Source organism: Glycomyces tarimensis (assembly GCF_054776215.1).
Window position 1 is genome coordinate 59990 of the sequence record NZ_BAAHCB010000042.1, and the last position, 16636, is coordinate 76625.

Consider the following 16636-nt stretch of genomic DNA (forward strand, 5'->3'; position numbering starts at 1 on the left):
CATCGTAGGTCCGCCGCTTCAGCGCCGAGCCCTGAACTCCCTGGGGCTGAGGCCGCGCCGACGTTTGAAGGCCGTGCTGAACGCGAACGGGTCGGTGTAGCCGACGGCCTTCGCGACCTGCGCCACGCTCAGGTCCGGGTCGTCCAGGAGGTCCTCGGCGAGGCTCATCCGCCATTCGGTCAGATACGAAAGGGGCGGCTCGCCCATGACCTCGGTGAATCGCCTGGCGAACTGCGCCCGCGAGACCCGTGCGCGGGCGGCCAGCGAGCCGACGGTCCAGGCCTCGGCGGGATCGCGGTGGAAGGCTTCGAGCGCGGGCCCGGTCACCGGATCGAGCACGCCTCGATACCAGCCCGGGGCCTGTCCGCCCCGCAGTTCGAACCAGCAGCCGAGGGTGCAGACGAGACCCCAGTCCAGGACGCGGTCGATCATCGCCTGGCCTCCGGGGCGGTGGACGCGCGTCAGGGCGTCCCTGAGCGAGTGGAGCCAGAGGACGTCGTCGACCTCCTCGTGGAGGACGAGGGCCGGCGGCAGTGTGCGGAGCAGTCGGAGGTGCCGGGCGCGCATCCCCTGGTAGGCGCCGACGACCACGGTCGTGGCGGCGTCGTCGTCGAGACGGGGTTCGCACGAGGGGCGGGGGCCGAGGCAGGAGACGTGGAAGGTGCGGCGGGGGCGCTCGGGCGCGCCCGGTCCGTCGGCGAGGTCGAACGGCTCGGGTCCGCGGACCAGGGCGGTGGTGCCCGCCCGCATGTTCCACTCGGTGCCGTCGGCCGGCACGAGCGTGCCGGCGCCGGTGACGAGCGTGAGGATGGTCAGGGGCGCGCCGTCGGCGAAGCGGAGCGCCCACGGCGGTTCCAGCGAGACGTGGTCGACCGCCGAGCCCTCGGCTCGGATGCCGCCGAGCATGTCGCTCAGGGGATCCATTCGCCAAGGATAGACGATCACCAAGGAGTCTGCGCTTCTCGACTATGGATCGTCCATCGATTCGCGGCTGTACTGGTGCGATGAGCGAACACACCGAACCCATCGCACTGATCGTCGTCGCGCACCACCGCGGGGACTCCCTGACGTCGGCGGTGGCCGAGCGTGCCGCGGCGCGTCTGCGGTCCGCCGGCTACCGCATCGATCTGCTCGATCTCCACGCGGAGGGCTTCGATCCCCGCAACAGCGTGGCGGACGAACCCGACTACGGCGATCGCGACAAGGTGTATTCGGACGAGGTCCACGCCCATATTCGGCGCGTTCACGCCGCCGACGTCATCGTCCCGGTCTTCCCGGTCTGGTGGTTCGGCCTGCCGGCGCTGCTCAAGGGCTGGTTCGACCGGGTGTGGAACTATGGGCTCGCCTATGGGCGGAGCCGGTCGCCGATGGCCGGCAAGCGGATGCTGTGGCTCGCCCTGGCCGGGTTGACCGCCGAGGACCGCAACGCGGACCTGGTGGTGACGGTGCTCGAAGGGCCGCTGCGCCGAGGGATCTCGGAGTACTGCGACATCCAGGACACGCACGTGGCGGCGCTGTTCGACAGCGAGGGCCAGGACCTCGCGGGGGTCGCCCGCGAGCGCCACTACCGCGAGTTCTTCGCGCAGGCCGACGAAGCCGTCGACAAGCTCCTGGCGGCATGAAAGGCGAGCGGGCCTCTGCAGCGACGGATGGACCCGGTCGAGCACGTCACTATGCGGCGCGGGCCGCACTGATTCCGGGCCACCGCAACCGTCCCTGGAGCGGGCGGTCGACCGTTCAAACGCCGGACGGCCATGAGAGCCGACACGGCCTGCTCCCCCCGGCGCCGGGTTTGCCATTGCCCGGAGCGGCAATCCATGCGGCATGACAGAACCCACGATCGGACTCCTCGGCTCGTACGGCGGCCTCAATGTCGGCGACGAAGCGATCCTGACATGTGTGCTCCGGTGTCTGCGCCGGCACCGTCCGTCGGCCGAGATCGTCGTGTTCACCCGGAACGCCGAGTACAGCGACGGCAATCCCGAGGTGAGCCGGACCGTCACCTGGGAGGGAGTGAGCCGCGGCCCGATCATGGCGGAGCTCGAGGGCCTCGACATGCTCATCCTCGGCGGGGGCGGCATTCTCTACGACCGCGAGGCGCGCCGCTATCTGCAGCTCGTGCGCGCCGCCCAGGACCGCGGCATACCGACGTTCACCTACGCGGTGGGCGTCGGGCCGCTGCGCGATCCCGAGGACCGCGCGATCGTCCGGGACACGCTCAACCGGGTCAACGATCTCGTCGTCCGCGATGAGGAGTCGCGGCTCGTGCTGGAGGACGTCGGGGTCGACCGGCAGATCACCGTGGCCGCTGACCCGGCGCTGCTCCTGCCCGCCCAGGAGTTCGGCAAGGAGATGCTGATACGCGAGGGCATCCCCGCCGATGAGCGGCTGGTGGCGATGTCGGTGCGGGAGCCCGGACGGGCCGCCGAGCACCTCGACGAGAGCAGCTACCACGCGCTCCTTGCCGAGGTGGCCGATTTCCTGGTGCGCCGCCTCGACGCCGCGGTGGTGTTCGTACCGATGGAACGCCAGGACATCTCGCATTCCCACGCGGTGCTGGCCAAGATGAGTCAGGCCGACCGCGGCCGGGTCCTCAACGGGTCCTACAGCCCCGGCCAGGTGCGCGGCTTCATGGAGCACGTCGACTTCGCCGTCGGCATGCGGCTGCACTTTTTGATCTTCGCCGCCCTCGCCGAGGTCCCCTTCCTGGCGCTGCCATATGCCGGCAAGGTCTTCGACTTCGCGAAGGCCGCAGGCACGCCCACGCTCACCGGGGTGGCCCGCGAGCAGTCCGGGCTCCTGCTGGCGGAGATCGACCGGCTGTGGGACGAACGCGACGAGCGCCAGGAGGACTTCCGTTCCCGCGTGGCCCGCCTGCGTGAACGGGCGCAGGTGACGTGCGAACGATGTGGCACCGTGCTCGACCGCGCACGACCGTGATGGAGTGTAACGTATGCCGATACTGCAGCCCCCGGTGAATCCGAAGACGATCATGCTCCCGCCGCGCCCCGCCGTGGTCGGCGGGCGGGCACAGGTGCTCGTGGTCGGCGGCGGCCCTGCCGGGCTCGGGGCCGCACTGGGCGCGGCCGCCGCCGGCGCCGACGTCGTGCTGGTCGAACGCTACGGCTTCCTCGGCGGCAACGCGACGGTCGCGCTGGTCATGCCGCTGATGTCCTTCCACAACGAGAAGAAGCAGGCCTTGCCGGGCGACGGGACCCGGCTGCTGCCGACCGACCACGGCGAAGGCGAGCCGGTGGTGGCCGGGGTGCTGTGGCGGCTGCTGCGGCGGCTCGAGGACCGCAACGGCGCGACCCTGCCGTCCGTCGACACCGGCTACACCGTCCCGTTCGACCCCGAGCAGTTCAAGCTCGCGGCCCTCGACCTGCTCGACGAGGCGGGCGTGCGGCTGCTGTTCCACGCCTTCGCCTCGGACATGAGCGACTCGCGAGTGGTGTTCGAGACGAAGTCCGGGCCGGTGGCGATCGAGGCGGACGTGGTGGTCGACTGCACCGGCGACGGTGACGTGGCGGCGGCCGCCGGCGCCGAGTTCGATATCGGGCGCACCGAGGACGGCCTGGTGCAGCCGACGACCCTGATGTTCCGGATGGTCGACTTCATGCGGCCTCGGTTCGCGGATTACGTGCGCGACCATCCCGACCAGTGGCGCGGCGTGCACGGGCTGTGGGACCTCGTCAAGGAGGCCGCCGAGGCGGGCGAACTCGAGCTGCCGCGCGAGGACATCCTGTTCTTCGCGACGCCGCACGAGCGCGAGGTGAGCGTGAACAGCACGCGGGTGAACCGAGTGCTGGGGACGAGCGTGTGGGACCTCACCCGGGCCGAGTTCGCGGCGCGGCGCCAGCTCGACCAGATCGCCGCCTTCCTGCGCGACCGCGTGCCCGGCTTCGAGGAGTCCTATGTGGCCCAGAGCGGCGTGCAGATCGGCGTGCGCGAGACCCGCCGCATCCGCGGCGACTACCAGTTGACCGGCGAGGACATCCTGTCCGCACGCCGGTTCCCCGACGTGATCGCCCGCGGCGCCTATCCGGTCGACATCCACAACCCGGAGGGGACCGGGACCATCCTCAAACGCGTGCCGCGGGGCGAGGCCTACGAGATCCCGCTGCGCAGCCTGCTCCCCACGGGGCTGGACCGCGTCATCGTCGCCGGGCGCTGCATCTCGGGGACGCACGTCGCCCACTCCTCCTACCGCGTCATGCCGATCGCCATGGCCACCGGGCACGGCGCGGGCGTCTGCGCCGCGCTCGCCGCCCGCTCGGGCCGCCGGCCGCGCGACGTGCCGGCCTCGGAAGTGCAGCGCGAACTCGGCGCGCAGGGCGCGAATCTCGGCTGAGCGGCGACCGGCCTCGAGCGCGCCCGCTCAGGCGGCGGCGGTCTTCTGGCTGAACACGCAGCGCCAGGACCCCCCGGCGGGGACGTAGACCTCGCTGATCCACTCGTCGGCCGCGTACGGCGAGCCTTCCCACAGGCCCGAGCTGAGCTTGCGCGTCGTCATGAGCAGGGCGTCGCCGGCGCGCGCGAGGCGGCCCTCATCGACCGCCGTCATGGTGTGGTGGACGAGGCGCCCGGAGTCGATCCAACCGACGACCTCGGCCTTCGTCGCAGGACCCTCCGGTCCGACGAGGACCCAGTCGTCGGTCATGAAGCCGGCGAGCAGGTGTACATCATTGGCGATCAGTGCCGTGTCCCATGCCGCTGAGATGGCGCGGACTTCGGATTCGACGGTCATGGTTCCTCCACTGTGGATGTTTCGCATCGAGGCGCCGCTTCAGTGTCGCACTGGGGTGCCTCGAGATTACGCGTCAAACGCCGAGACTCAACCGGCGAATTGTGCGCAGCATGCCCCGCACCGCCAGGACATGTCCGCGCGATCCGAGCGCGAGCGCCCGGTAGACCCGGCCTCGGACACCGGGAAAGTCCGCGAACGTCCGCGCGGACACTTCGGTTCCATCACCGACGTCGAACGCTTCGAAAACCAAGCGGTACCGGGAGAACCGGTGACGGCCGGACAATTCCAGGACGCTGCCGGGCGCCTCGCGCGCGACCGCGAATCCCGAACGCGGCTCCGTCCCCAGGAGAGCGAGCAGCACACTGTCGCGGGAGCCCGCCAGCGAATCCCGTGAGTACTCGCAGAGCGCCTTCCACACGCGATCGCGCGGCGCGGCGATGCTCATGCGGTGCTCATCGATGAAGCGCGGCGGCGCCGACTCTGGTCTCATGGGCGAAGGCCGGCGCGGGTCGACTGGCGGTGAGGCATACCCGCATCCTGCCATCGCCGTCGGGAAATTGCTAGATCCCGTGCGACTCGATCCGGAACCGACTTCCCGCCCGCGCGAGCGGGGCGGCGAAGACCGGGGCCCAGATCAGGATCGCCCAGACCATGAGGCGTTGGAACAACCCACCGGGCACGTCCGCGACAAAGGACGCCGCGAAGCCGACCAGGCCCGCCACATGAACGGTGGCGGCCAGACCGGTCCAGGCCGCGAGCGGTCGACTCGTCCGCGCCAGGGCGACGGCCATGATGATCCAGGCCGGGATCTGCACGACCATGCCGGGGATCGCGAGTACGGTGTGCCAGAACAGGTCGACGTCTGCCGGGATGATCCCGGAACTGGCATAGCTGAGCCCCGCTACGGCCAACGTCCACATCGCCGCGGTCACTCGCGGGCCGTCGGGCAGCCGGCGCCGCAGCGTGATCGCCCCTATTGCGATGGCGATGCCGCTGAGTGTGAAGGTCCAGTTCATCGGCAAATGCAGCGGGGAGCAGACGACGTCCCCGACCTCGGGCAGCGGCTCGGGATCGCAGACGGTCACGCCGAGGACGCTGACGGCCTGTCGCATGGGGTCGTAGGCCGCAGTGGTGGCGCGCATGACCGCCAGCTCGATCGGGACATAGGCGGCCAGTACCAGCCAGGATGCGAGGCCGACACCGGTCGCGGCGGCCGGGCGCCTCCGCAAAGCCAGCGCCACAGGCACCGCCGCAACCGTGAGCACCGCCATCGCCGAGTACTGCAGGGCCTCCATACGCCGCTCCTCATCGCTCGATACGCGACCAGGCTATGCATCCCTGGTTGCGCCGGCCTCCTGCGAGCGAGGGAAATCCGACTGCCACCTTCGATTGAGCTCAGGGCGCCGGTCGGTTGCGGACCCGTGGCCGCTTGCCGTCGATCTCGACGCAGCCGGATTCGTTGGTTCGACCCCGCGCGAGTTCCGAAAGTTTCGGACTCGACGCCATCAGGCAAGTGGTTTTTCCAGCCTTTCACATGTCGCACGCCGCCATCGAGCGGACGTCACCACACGGAGACAAGGCGATACGCCCGGCGAGGAAGCGCCAGAACCGCCATGAAACTTCCGAAATTTTTCCGGAAGTTATTGACAGGCTCTTGGCGAGCAACTTAGTGTGCATGCAACACAAATCGACCATTGTCAATGTCCAAGTGCGGACGAGACTCGGTCACCGGTCGCCGCGGCGACCGTTCACCCCAGGGCGTCGTACGACGCCGACGAGCAGTGGGCCTCACCCCGACAGCTCGTGCCACACCGGCCGGTCCAGACCGGCCCACACGAGGAGGAACCATGTCCGAAGACAACAAGCCCCGGAAGCAGACGAACCGCAGGAGCCTGCTGCTCGGCGGCGCCGGCGTTCTGGGGCTCGGCGCGTCCGCCTTGCTCATGCCCGGCACCGCCCACGCGGACCAGACCGTCAATTCCAACCGGACCGGCACACACGAGGGGTACTTCTACTCCTTCTGGACCGATGCTCCCGGGACGGTGTCCGCGGTCCTGAAGTCCGGCGGCAACTACACCGTCAACTGGTCCAACACCGGCAACTTCGTCATCGGCAAGGGCTGGAGCAACGGCGGACGCCGTACCGTCAACTGGTCGGGCAACTTCAGCCCGTCCGGCAACTCCTACATGTGTCTCTACGGATGGACCTCGAACCCGCTCGTCGAGTACTACATCGTCGACAGTTGGGGCTCCTACCGGCCCACCGGAGAGCACCGGGGCACCGTCTCCAGCAACGGCGGCACGTACGACATCTACAAGACGACGCGCCACAACGCCCCCTCCGTCGAAGGCGACAAGACCTTCGACCAGTACTGGAGCGTCCGCACCTCGAAGAACAGCTCTGGCGGCACGATCACCACCGGCAACCACTTCGATGCGTGGGCCGGCAAGGGAATGCGGCTGGGCAGCTTCGACTACTACATGATCATGGCGACCGAGGGCTACCAGAGCAGCGGCTACTCCAACATCTGGGTGAGCTGACGATCCTTCGGCCCATGGCCGAGGGCTGAGTCCGGGGCGTTGCACATGCGTGTGGCGCCCCGGACTCGGCCGTGTCGGGCCCTCAGTCGAGATAGCAGTCGAAGTCGAGGCCGACCGCGGGCCCCGAAGCGATGAAGCCGAAGACCTCGCGGCTCTGGCCCGCCTCGATTCGAGCGTTCCACCCCGCGTCGGAGGCGTTCACCGTCGCACCGGACTGCGACCAGTCGGCGTTCCAGAGGCTGCTGATCTGCTGGCCGCCGGGCCAGTCCCAGCTCACGTTCCAGCCGTCGACGGACTGGCTCCCCGCGCTGAGCGTAACGCTCCCCTGCCAGCTCGACCCCCAGTCGTTGACCACGTTGACGCGGACCTGGCATGCGCCGCCGCCACCGCCGCCGCCGTTTCCATCGCCGCTCCCCGAGGTCACGAACGTCGTCACGCTCTGGGCGGGAAGCACGGCGGTGAAGGAACCGTTCGAAACGCTGATCGCGCTCTGGGGCTGAAGATTCCTGCTCGCGTCGGTCAGCCAGGACGACACGCTGGACGCGGAGGTGTTCCGCATCGTGAACGGCAGGCTGACCGAGGAGGTCCCCTTGTTGACGGCGACGATCACGATCTCCGAGCCGCCGCCCTTGTACGCCGAGGTGTAGACGTTCGACCGGGGATTGGCGGTCGCGTCGATCCGTGCGTATCCGGGTCGGACGAACTTCGAGAAGTGCGCCATGTTGGCGCCGCGCTTGCTGATCTGCCCGTCTTCCCGCATGGGGCCGTAGCTCCGTCGGATGTACCACCACACGTACGCCTGGAACTGGCCGTCCACGAGGGCGCGGTGGAGGTGTTCGCCCACGTCGAGCGCCTGGGGCCAGAGGTCCGCCGAATCGCTGCTGTTGGGGTGGTAGACCTCGGTCATCCAGAGCTCTTTGCCCTGGCCCTTCTGCTGGAAGAGCGGATAGGGGAAGTCCCCGACCTGGGTGCCGTAGAGGTGGGCGCCGAGGATGTCCAGGTTGGCCAGCGCGGCGGGGTCGTTGAGGATCGGGTCCGAGAGGTTCTTCCTGTACTGGAACGATTCGGGTGCGATGACCCTGGTGGTGAGGGATCCGGCGTTCTCCCGCAGGAACCGGACGATTTCGGCCGGGGTCCACGCCGTCCAGTCGTGCGCGTAGTCGGGCTCGTTCTGTACCGAGATGGCGTACAGGTTCACCCCGTTGTCGCTCATGAATCCGGTGAAGTCGTTCAGATGCCGTGCGTAGGCGTCGTACATGTCGTACCGGAGTCGCTGACCGCCGGAGAAGCTCTCGGCCATGGAAGCGGGAGGATTCCACGGTGACGCGATGACCTTCGCTCCGTGCTCGATCGCGCGCCGCGCGGTGGCGACCTCGCCGCTCCACCTCGAGCGGTCCTCGTGAACGGGGATTCGCAGGATGGAGAAACCCAACTGGCCCGCACCGTTCCCGAACGCCGTGTCCCTCTGAGCGGCCGTCAGGTCGTTGATCCACGCCGTGTGGTTCATGCCGCCGAAGCCCTGGATCGTCTGCCGCACCGCCGACGGGTCGACGGTCACACTGGGCTGCGCCGTGGCAGGGGCGGCGATCGCGAGTACGGGTAGTGCGCTCATCGCCAGAAACGACCTCCGACTGAGCGACTTCGCCCCGGCGGCCGTGGATTCATTTCGACGTAGGGTCATCGTTTTCGTTCCTTCCCAGCTGGCTTGGTTCGTGGTCATGCACACGATCGGAACGTCCAGGACTCGAGCCGCGGCGTGCATGGTCGAGCCGGTCGATCTGACCCGAGGGGCTTGAGCGTCCGAAGCGCCGCGACGGAGCGGTCTGCCGAACCTGGGTCGCCTGACGGAGGCGGCGAGCGGCGCGCAGCCCGTCATCGACAGTGAAGAAGGCCGCGCGCGCCTGCGTCAATACTCGGACCACTCAAGCCGAAACTTCCATTGGAAGTATCGGTGAGGGTACACACAGCATATATCGATACATTCCTATTTGCAAATGTCGCAGCACAACGTTCCGATGGCGTGTGCCGACTGAGCGAGTGCCCTGGAGCGCTCAGCCGCTTCGTCGGCCGCCATCCATAGCGGATGACGGCCCGCTTCGAGGTCGGTACGAACAGAGCGGCTGCCGCTCGGTGCCAAGGTGGACGGGATCGGTCAGTCGAGCACGGCCGCGCGGTGTCGCACCAGCGCGCATGCCGGACACCCTTCGAGCAGACGCCATCCGGCGCACCACCACCGAGCACGTCCTCGCCGCCGCACGTCCACAGAGATCCCTTGTGCCATAGGGAATCAGCCTCACGCCGGTGCACGATGGCGTCAACGGCGACCTGATCGGGCACAAAGGACCGATCGTGATCGCGGGTAACGCCTTCGGTTGAAATGCTACCGCTCGGTAACACCTAGTGATGCGCCATGATCGGTGGTATGCACATGCACGGGCACGACATCACGCTGGTCGCCAAGAACGGCCACTCGGTGCCGCCGGTACGCGAGACGACCCAGAACGTCGGGCCCGGTGACTTCACGATGCTGGAGTTCCGGGCGAACAACCCCGGCAACTGGCCCTTCCACTGCCACTTCCCGCACCACACCTCGAATATGCGGTTGTCCGGCTACCTGGGGGCTCCCGTCGGCATGACGCGGGTCTTCCACTACGCGGGAGTCCCGGAAGTGCCCCAGGAGTACTTCAGCGACGCGCACTTCCCGCCCGAGGCCTGGATCTCGCCACGATAATCCGAACAACGGGGAACCGCGGCCCCCGCCGTTCGGCGGGGGCCGCCGGCTGCGCTCGACCCGACTCGGCGAACGGACAGACGTCTCGAACAATGTTGACCGGACCTGGCCCTCGATCAGCTCGACGCGGTGCATGAGGCGGACGCCTGCCAGCGGTGGAAGGCACGCAGTTTCAAGAACAGGTCCTCGAACATCAGCCGGTTGTCGAGCCTGGTGTACACCCGGATCATGCGACCGTCGGGATGCTCGCTCAACCCGCCGTGACCGTCGAAGACAGGCGCGGGTCGCAGCAGGTACTCGCTGGAGGACGGATCGGGCTCGAAGTACGACTGCTGCGCTGTCAGCAACACCAGCGGGGAGTCGCCCAGCGCATAGGTAGCCGGATAGCCGAGCCTCGCGGAACGGACCGTGGCGTCGACCTGCCGCAGCGCTCGATACAGGTGGGAACCGAGCCGCCCGGCTGCGGCGACGCGGTCGCGCAGCTCGATGTCGGCGACCAGGCACTGGCGATAGGCATTCCGCGGCACCTGCCATAGTGGCAGCGCCGAGTCGTTGAAGACGACCTGGGCGGCCACCGGGTCGATGGACAAGTTGTATTCGGGCCCGTTGGCCCCTGGTGGCGGAGGGGCCAGGTCGGGGTATTCGGGCCCGCCGATCCACACGACCGTCAAGCGCTCAGCGATGGAGGGATCCATCAGGTAGGCGCTGGCGATGTCGGTCAGTCCGCCCCCGCACGCCACATACAGCGGGCGGGGGTCACCACGCCGAGCTTCGGCCAGGATGGCCTCGGTCGCCGCTGAAGGGCGCGGTGTCGACCGATCCTCCAAGGCTTCCTCAGCGCCGGCCACCACGATCCCGTCGGGCGTCGTGCCCATGCACCCCAAGAGCTCCTCGACTTTGGCGACTGCGCTCGCCGCACTGCCCGGTCCCGGATGGAACGCATCGCCCGGGCGCAAGTGCGACCCGATGACGGCCCGAATCTCCACCGACGGTGACAACAGGTGGTGGGCCAGCTGAAACAGGTCGTCGGGATCACCGGCGAAGTCATTGTCCACGATCACCCGAACACCCGGTGGCGCCGGCGGCTCGGATCCAAGCCATGGAAACGTCCCGATCTCCCAGTCGCGCCGCTCATCATTCACCCGGACGTGATCCTTTCGTGTGACCGCTTGCATGCTATGACCCGGTGCAACGCTCAGCGTCGACACCACACGGCCTGATCGGGGTCGGCCGTCGATGACCACCGGTGCCCGCCACTCATTCGAAGAGGCTTCGTGATGCCCTGCTGAGGATGGCGATAGCCATGCGGCGCGGCAGCAGACGTGACATGAACTGCGACGACAGGCGCATGGTCACACCGGGTACCACCCGGGGACGGCGACCGAGCGCCCGCAGCGACGCTGCGACCACGAGCTCGGGGGCGACCGTGCCGGGCACCTGAGTGGTCCAGTTGCTGGAAAAGCCGGGAGTGCGGACCGCGCCCGCCACACACGCGAGCACCGCCACGCCGTGCGGGCGCATCTCCGCCCATAGGCTCTCGGCGAATACGGCGCCGAACGCCTTCGTGCCCGCGTAGACGGCGATGCCCGGCGATCCCTGCTGGCCGGCGAGCGATGACATCACGATCAATCCGCCACGTTTCCGAGCGACCATGGACGGCAACAGGTGACGGGCGAGCACGACCGGCACTCGGCAGTTCAGGTCCAAGGCCCGCTCCAAGGCCACCTGGTCCAGCGCCGTGTACGGACCGGTAGGGACGCTGGCGGCGTTCGCCACCACCAGCCCGACCGTCAAGTCCTCGACCGCTTCGAGGGCTGTGCGAATACCATCCTGAACCGAGAGGTCGGCCACGATGACTCGTGACGGCCCGGGCAGCTCGGCGGCCAGCGTGACCAACGGTGCTTCCCGACGAGCGACGAGCACGACGCCCAGACCGCGGGCCGACAACTCGCGGGCGAACGCCGCGCCGATGCCCTCACTGGCGCCGGCGACCAGCGCCCACGGACCATAACGTTCGGTGAAGTTCATGGTGCTCCGTCCGTGAGGGCCTGCACGCATGTTCGATCCCGTCGATACGCAGGCCCAAGATGGAGTTTCGATCCTATGCAGTATTTGGGAATTGAGGAAGCCGCCAGTCGATTTTTATGGTGTGGCAACAAAGCTCCATACTGGAAGCCCGGCCTCCAGCCTACCGCTCGTGAGCGAATGGCGGTTCGGACCGGTGCCGGGTCTGGAAGCCGCGAACAGCGGTGACGGCCGCCGGCGGCCGTCACCGCTGTTCGCGTGCGAGCGAAATCAGCAGGCTCGCATCTGGCGCATAAACTCGAATCCGCACCCCGACACCACTGCCGCGCAAAACGTGCGACGACCGGTCGTACTGAGAAACAGAGACGAGGACCCTCCACGTGACATCGCCGCTCGCCACCACACGCGCCCAGGACAATCATGCTTCGAGCGCCCTCGACGCGAAGTTGACGGGCCTGCTGGAGGGTCTCGTCGCGCAACGAGGCGTGCACCACGCCAACCTCGCCATCGCCGACGGCAAAGGAAAGCTGCGCTGGTCCGCGGCCTCCGGCCCGGTCGGGGCGGGCGATCGCCCGCTGTCTCCCGACACCCCGTTCTTCATCGCGAGCATCACCAAGCGTTTCATCATCACGCTGGTGCTCCAGGCGCACGAGCGCGGCGAGATCGATCTGGGCTCGCCCATCGGCGGCTATCTGCCGACGGAGACGATCACCGGACTGCACGTGCTCGGAGGAATCGACAGAACCTCCGCGATCACGGTGCGCCACCTCGCGAGCCACACTTCGGGGCTGCCCGACCACTTCGAGAAGCGCAGCGGTGGCCCCAGTCTGTACGAGCGCCTCGCCGCCGGCCAGGACGTGGCCTGGACCTTCGAGGACATGGTGCGGACGACGCGCGAGCAGCAGCGTCCTCACTTCGCGCCGCAGAATCTCGCCGCCGCCCGACAGAAGGCCCGCTACTCCGACACCGGCTTCCAGTTGCTCATCCGCATCGTGGAGAGCGCGACCAACCGTTCGTTCGCCGACTTGGTGCGCGAGCGGATCCTCCGTCCGCTCGGTCTTGGGCGCACATGGCTCCCGAAGCAGCGCCAGCCGGATTCGGCGACCGCAGCGCCCTCACCGCTCTACATGAAAGAGCGACGTGTGGAACTGCCTTCGTTGATCGAGTCCAGCAATGACATGTTCAGCACGACGGGCGATCTCCTCCTTTTCCAGCGATCACTGCTCAACGGCGAGCTCTTCGACGATGCCCGCACGACGGCACTGCTCACCGAGCGGCGCAACCGGCTGCGGAACATCCCTGTCCTCCAGTACGGACTGGGCACCATGTTCTTCAAGGTCGGCCGACTCATGTCCTCCGGGCGAAGGGCCGTCACACTCGTCGGCCACTCAGGAGCCACCGGGACGTGGCTCTTCCACTGCCCGGAACTCGACCTGCACCTGGTCGGCACCGTCGACCAGACCGAGGGAGCGGCCGTCCCCTTCAGATTCATGGCGCGATGTCTGAACGTCCTGCGGAAATGAGGGCGAAGCGGCACCACTGCTTCCGGCCGCCCTCGGTGACCGGTTCGGGCGGCACGGACACTAGTTGTATTCGTATGAGCGTCGGTGGTGGCGCGGATGTGGGCGCGCTCGCCTTGTCGGCCGACGAGGCCGAGGTACTCCAAGGCTGGGATCACGGGACTGTTCACCGTGCCGGAGTGGCGCATCGATGTGAGACGAGAAGACCAGTCGTCGATCTCGATCCTCCATTCGCCGGTGTCGTCGTCGCGAGTCAGCTCCCCCAGTGCCGTTGAGCGACAGGACTGCGTTGGCGCTGCCCCAGCACTGGTCGCGACCAGTCTCGTTCTCCGGTGGGTCGTTCGAGCCGTCCATATCGTCGAGTTGACAGGGCGTGGAGCGGCGTCCGATGAACCCCGGCAGAGACGTCGTCGGGCAGGGCTGTACAGGCGATTTCGGGCACCGGAGACTGAGGGCGGTCCCACCTGCTTGCCGCTCGTAGGCGCTGAGGACCTGCCCGGCGGCGGAGACCTGGCTCATGACGTGTCTCCCCCTGTGTCGGGGTAGGTCACGACCCCCTCGTCGGTTACGGAGGGCGTTGCACCCCACTGCCCCAGTTGGTGCTGCTTCGGTTTCGCGTTGTTCATCAGATGCACGACCGTCCATCCGCGAGCCGTCAGCGTGTTCGATATGAGCAGGCGGTGGCAACGCCAGGGCATCGGCTCGCCGCACATGATGACGACGTGCCGATCGGTCGCCATGCCGGTCAGCCGCTCCAGACCCACCTCGAACTCCGGCGTCAGCGTGTAGTCGGCGTAGTTCCTGAAGCTCGCGTTCTGCCACCCGGCATTGAGGCTCGGATCGACATCCTTCTGCTTCGGGCGCCGGCCGCCGAGCTCGGTCAAGTGCAGGTAGTCGATCTCGGCCGCATCCAGCCACGATGGCATCGCGTCGGCGTCGAACTGCGGACTGCGACGCGATCTCGGCGTCTTGCGCACGTCGACCAGCATATCGATGTCCTCGGACTCGAGGGTGTCGAGCATGGCGGACGGCGGGCACGTCCAGTGCCCGATAGTCCACACCGTGCCCGCGATCCTGTCCCGACGCTTCTCAGCCATGAAGGTCCTCGGTCTCGTGTTCCGGGAGCCATCCGTCGTTCCGGCATGCGGTCAACAACTCATGGCGTGGCAGCATCAGGCCCCATGTCGTGGATGGGTCGGCCCGGGACACTCCGATGACTGCCAGGACACTGCTCGTCGACTCGTTCTTGTCACGCGAGCTGCGAGCGTCGTCTGCGATCTTCATTCTCGCTCCCATGTAGTTGCGGCTACCTCTCTCCACAGTGTGCCGAACAGCCAACGGCAGAAGCACCACCGCCGGATGCACCTTCAGGTCGTCTCCGCACCCGACGGGTACCCGCTGTGGATTCGAGCTTTGTTCGCCTCCAAGTCGCTTACCGATCATCTGGGTGTACCACACAGTTAGGCCTCTGAGCTGCGATTTCTCCTATGCTGTAGCGCGGACAGTGACCATCCCTCACTCCGGGAGTTCTCTATGGAACGTCGCAACGTCATGCGTGCCGCCGTCGTCGGTGCCACCTCGATCGCCTTCGGCTTCACGATGACCCGCCCGTCCTTCGCCTACCCCGCCCAGACCGGCACGGGCCCCTACGGGGCGCTCCAGGCCGCCGACGCCAACGGCGTGCGGCTGCCCGCCGGCTTCACCTCCCGCATCGTCGCCCGCTCCTCCCACACCGTCGCCGGCACCGGCTACACCTGGCACGGCGCGCCAGACGGCGGCGCCTGCTTCGCCGACGGCAGCGGCTGGATCTATGTCTCCAACGCCGAACTGTCCGGCACCTCCGGCGGCGCGAGCGCCCTGAAGTTCAACTCCTCCGGCCAGATCACCGGCGCCTACCGCATCCTCTCGGGAACCCGCACGAACTGCGCGGGTGGCGCGACCCCATGGAACACCTGGCTGTCGTGCGAAGAGGTCGACCGCGGCTACGTTTACGAAACGTACCCCTCCGGCGGCACGGCCCGACGCCGCGACGCCATGGGCCGGTTCAAGCACGAGGCCGCCGCGTGCGATCCCGACCGGCGGGTCATCTACCTGACCGAGGACGTCTCCAACGGCGCTTTCTACCGCTTCAAGCCCACCACATGGGGCGACCTCTCCTCGGGAACCCTGCAGGTGCTCACCGAGAGCGGATCGCAACTGAGCTGGAAAAACGTGCCCACTCCGTCGGGCTCGGGCACCGCCACCCGCTACCAGGTCGCGGGCACCAAGCGGTTCAACGGCGGGGAAGGCTGCTACTACGCCGCGGGCACCTGCTTCTTCACCACCAAGGGCGACAACCGGGTCTGGGCCTACGACGCGGTCCAGAACACGCTCCACATCGCCTACGACGACAACCTCACCGCCAACCCGCCGCTGACCGGCGTCGACAACATCACCGGCAGTACCGGCAGCGGCGACCTGTTCGTCGCCGAGGACGGCGGCAACCAAGAGATCTGCATCATCACGCCCGACGACGTCGTCGCCCCGTTCCTGCGTCTGGTCGGCCACGGCAGCTCGGAGATCACCGGCCCGGCGTTCAACCCGGCCGGGAACCGCCTGTACTTCTCCTCGCAGCGCGGCACCACCGGCTCGAGCTCGGGCGGCATCACCTTCGAGGTCACCGGCCCGTTCCGCACCACCGCCTAGCTGCAATGTCGTTCAGCCGGCAGGTGTCCAGGAGGGCAATGTCGAAAGTGAAGTCGTAGGGTCGCCTGCTCACGGTGTCCTTGACGCGTGGTTCGGAGATGGCGCGCTTGACCACGCCGGCTCCGCAGGCGACGGTCGGGCAGGGGCCGGGCGATCGGCTCGGCCCCGATCCGGCCTTTGCGACCTCGCACGTGGCCCTGACGACGAAGCCCGGCTCGAGACGATGATCGAGATGCTGTCCACGTCCTCGATCAAGCGGCGACTGGGCACACTGCGGCGGGTCATCAAATTCGCCGAATCACGCAACCGAGTGCGCCGCGACTTCACCGCATACCAAAGGGTTCTATGCCCACTTCAGCGGTCACCTACAGTCACACAACGAACTTCC

The 16636-nt window shown here is 67.8% G+C and carries 15 protein-coding genes and 1 pseudogene; 7 read left to right on the forward strand and 9 right to left on the reverse strand.

Annotation, left to right across the window (positions count from 1 at the left end; genetic code table 11):
- Nucleotides 1–18: 18 nt before the first annotated feature.
- Entirely contained in the window at nucleotides 19–924 is a 906-nt protein-coding gene (locus ACYVK3_RS21620) for an AraC family transcriptional regulator (RefSeq protein WP_460499420.1), read from the reverse strand.
- Between the two features lie 80 nt (nucleotides 925–1004).
- Between ACYVK3_RS21620 and ACYVK3_RS21625 the strand changes: the two genes are divergently transcribed.
- The 3 genes from ACYVK3_RS21625 to ACYVK3_RS21635 all read left to right on the forward strand — a co-directional run bounded on the left by ACYVK3_RS21625 (nucleotide 1005) and on the right by ACYVK3_RS21635 (nucleotide 4351).
- Entirely contained in the window at nucleotides 1005–1622 is a 618-nt protein-coding gene (locus ACYVK3_RS21625) for an NADPH-dependent FMN reductase family protein (RefSeq protein WP_460499421.1), read from the forward strand.
- 202 nt (nucleotides 1623–1824) lie between these two features.
- Nucleotides 1825–2940, forward strand: a complete 1116-nt coding sequence (locus ACYVK3_RS21630; RefSeq protein ID WP_460499422.1) for a polysaccharide pyruvyl transferase family protein — start codon at nucleotides 1825–1827, stop codon at nucleotides 2938–2940.
- A gap of 13 nt (nucleotides 2941–2953) precedes the next feature.
- Nucleotides 2954–4351: an FAD-dependent oxidoreductase gene (locus ACYVK3_RS21635; RefSeq protein ID WP_460499423.1), complete on the forward strand. Its 1398-nt coding sequence runs from the start codon at nucleotides 2954–2956 to the stop codon at nucleotides 4349–4351.
- A 27-nt stretch (nucleotides 4352–4378) separates the two neighbouring features.
- Here the strand turns inward: ACYVK3_RS21635 and ACYVK3_RS21640 are convergent, their stop codons facing one another.
- The 3 genes from ACYVK3_RS21640 to ACYVK3_RS21650 all read right to left on the reverse strand — a co-directional run bounded on the left by ACYVK3_RS21640 (nucleotide 4379) and on the right by ACYVK3_RS21650 (nucleotide 6042).
- On the reverse strand, nucleotides 4379–4747 hold the full coding sequence (locus ACYVK3_RS21640; RefSeq protein WP_460499424.1) for a nuclear transport factor 2 family protein: 369 nt from the start codon (nucleotides 4745–4747) through the stop codon (nucleotides 4379–4381).
- A 73-nt stretch (nucleotides 4748–4820) separates the two neighbouring features.
- Nucleotides 4821–5192 carry a hypothetical protein gene (locus ACYVK3_RS21645; RefSeq protein ID WP_460499425.1) on the reverse strand — a complete coding sequence of 124 codons (372 nt, stop codon included), beginning with the start codon at nucleotides 5190–5192 and terminating at the stop codon, nucleotides 4821–4823.
- Between the two features lie 115 nt (nucleotides 5193–5307).
- Complete coding sequence (locus ACYVK3_RS21650; RefSeq protein WP_460499426.1) at nucleotides 5308–6042, reverse strand: DUF998 domain-containing protein; 735 nt, start codon at nucleotides 6040–6042, stop codon at nucleotides 5308–5310.
- 552 nt (nucleotides 6043–6594) lie between these two features.
- On the opposite strand from ACYVK3_RS21650, the gene ACYVK3_RS21655 reads away from it, so the two are divergent.
- Nucleotides 6595–7287, forward strand: coding sequence for a glycoside hydrolase family 11 protein (locus ACYVK3_RS21655; RefSeq protein WP_460499427.1), 693 nt, complete (start codon nucleotides 6595–6597; stop codon nucleotides 7285–7287).
- An 82-nt stretch (nucleotides 7288–7369) separates the two neighbouring features.
- Here the strand turns inward: ACYVK3_RS21655 and ACYVK3_RS21660 are convergent, their stop codons facing one another.
- Both ACYVK3_RS21660 and xynC read right to left on the reverse strand, forming a co-directional pair.
- Nucleotides 7370–7723 carry a cellulose binding domain-containing protein gene (locus tag ACYVK3_RS21660; protein ID WP_460499440.1) on the reverse strand — a complete coding sequence of 118 codons (354 nt, stop codon included), beginning with the start codon at nucleotides 7721–7723 and terminating at the stop codon, nucleotides 7370–7372.
- A pseudogene (xynC, locus tag ACYVK3_RS21665) lies at nucleotides 7703–8968 on the reverse strand (glucuronoarabinoxylan endo-1,4-beta-xylanase XynC); the annotation flags it as partial. The pseudogene xynC and the gene ACYVK3_RS21660, both read right to left, overlap by 21 nt.
- A 729-nt stretch (nucleotides 8969–9697) precedes the next feature.
- Here xynC and ACYVK3_RS21670 point away from each other — a divergent pair.
- Complete coding sequence (locus tag ACYVK3_RS21670) at nucleotides 9698–10018, forward strand: cupredoxin domain-containing protein (RefSeq protein WP_460499428.1); 321 nt, start codon at nucleotides 9698–9700, stop codon at nucleotides 10016–10018.
- A gap of 116 nt (nucleotides 10019–10134) precedes the next feature.
- Here the strand turns inward: ACYVK3_RS21670 and ACYVK3_RS21675 are convergent, their stop codons facing one another.
- Both ACYVK3_RS21675 and ACYVK3_RS21680 read right to left on the reverse strand, forming a co-directional pair.
- On the reverse strand, nucleotides 10135–11160 hold the full coding sequence (locus ACYVK3_RS21675) for a nucleoside hydrolase (protein WP_460499429.1): 1026 nt from the start codon (nucleotides 11158–11160) through the stop codon (nucleotides 10135–10137).
- Between the two features lie 115 nt (nucleotides 11161–11275).
- Nucleotides 11276–12046, reverse strand: a complete 771-nt coding sequence (locus ACYVK3_RS21680) for an SDR family NAD(P)-dependent oxidoreductase (RefSeq protein WP_460499430.1) — start codon at nucleotides 12044–12046, stop codon at nucleotides 11276–11278.
- Nucleotides 12047–12423: 377 nt separating this feature from the next.
- On the opposite strand from ACYVK3_RS21680, the gene ACYVK3_RS21685 reads away from it, so the two are divergent.
- Entirely contained in the window at nucleotides 12424–13566 is a 1143-nt protein-coding gene (locus ACYVK3_RS21685; RefSeq protein WP_460499431.1) for a serine hydrolase domain-containing protein, read from the forward strand.
- A gap of 512 nt (nucleotides 13567–14078) precedes the next feature.
- On the opposite strand, the gene ACYVK3_RS21690 is transcribed toward ACYVK3_RS21685, so the two are convergent.
- Nucleotides 14079–14660, reverse strand: a complete 582-nt coding sequence (locus tag ACYVK3_RS21690) for a DUF488 domain-containing protein (protein ID WP_460499432.1) — start codon at nucleotides 14658–14660, stop codon at nucleotides 14079–14081.
- Between the two features lie 436 nt (nucleotides 14661–15096).
- Here ACYVK3_RS21690 and ACYVK3_RS21695 point away from each other — a divergent pair, with 436 nt between their 5' ends.
- Complete coding sequence (locus tag ACYVK3_RS21695) at nucleotides 15097–16248, forward strand: PhoX family protein (protein WP_460499433.1); 1152 nt, start codon at nucleotides 15097–15099, stop codon at nucleotides 16246–16248.
- Nucleotides 16249–16636 lie beyond the last annotated feature (388 nt).

Bases quoted from the DNA above. Each gene is read 5' to 3' on its own strand.
- ACYVK3_RS21640 (WP_460499424.1), bottom strand. From the start codon at position 4,747: ATGACCGTCGAATCCGAAGTCCGCGCCATCTCAGCGGCATGGGACACG.
- ACYVK3_RS21670 (WP_460499428.1), top strand. From the start codon at position 9,698: ATGATCGGTGGTATGCACATGCACGGGCACGACATCACGCTGGTCGCC.
- ACYVK3_RS21625 (WP_460499421.1), top strand. From the start codon at position 1,005: ATGAGCGAACACACCGAACCCATCGCACTGATCGTCGTCGCGCACCAC.
- ACYVK3_RS21690 (WP_460499432.1), bottom strand. From the start codon at position 14,660: ATGGCTGAGAAGCGTCGGGACAGGATCGCGGGCACGGTGTGGACTATC.
- ACYVK3_RS21650 (WP_460499426.1), bottom strand. From the start codon at position 6,042: ATGGAGGCCCTGCAGTACTCGGCGATGGCGGTGCTCACGGTTGCGGCG.
- ACYVK3_RS21695 (WP_460499433.1), top strand. From the start codon at position 15,097: ATGGAACGTCGCAACGTCATGCGTGCCGCCGTCGTCGGTGCCACCTCG.
- ACYVK3_RS21645 (WP_460499425.1), bottom strand. From the start codon at position 5,192: ATGAGCATCGCCGCGCCGCGCGATCGCGTGTGGAAGGCGCTCTGCGAG.
- ACYVK3_RS21635 (WP_460499423.1), top strand. From the start codon at position 2,954: ATGCCGATACTGCAGCCCCCGGTGAATCCGAAGACGATCATGCTCCCG.
- ACYVK3_RS21630 (WP_460499422.1), top strand. From the start codon at position 1,825: ATGACAGAACCCACGATCGGACTCCTCGGCTCGTACGGCGGCCTCAAT.
- ACYVK3_RS21655 (WP_460499427.1), top strand. From the start codon at position 6,595: ATGTCCGAAGACAACAAGCCCCGGAAGCAGACGAACCGCAGGAGCCTG.
- ACYVK3_RS21680 (WP_460499430.1), bottom strand. From the start codon at position 12,046: ATGAACTTCACCGAACGTTATGGTCCGTGGGCGCTGGTCGCCGGCGCC.
- ACYVK3_RS21620 (WP_460499420.1), bottom strand. From the start codon at position 924: ATGGATCCCCTGAGCGACATGCTCGGCGGCATCCGAGCCGAGGGCTCG.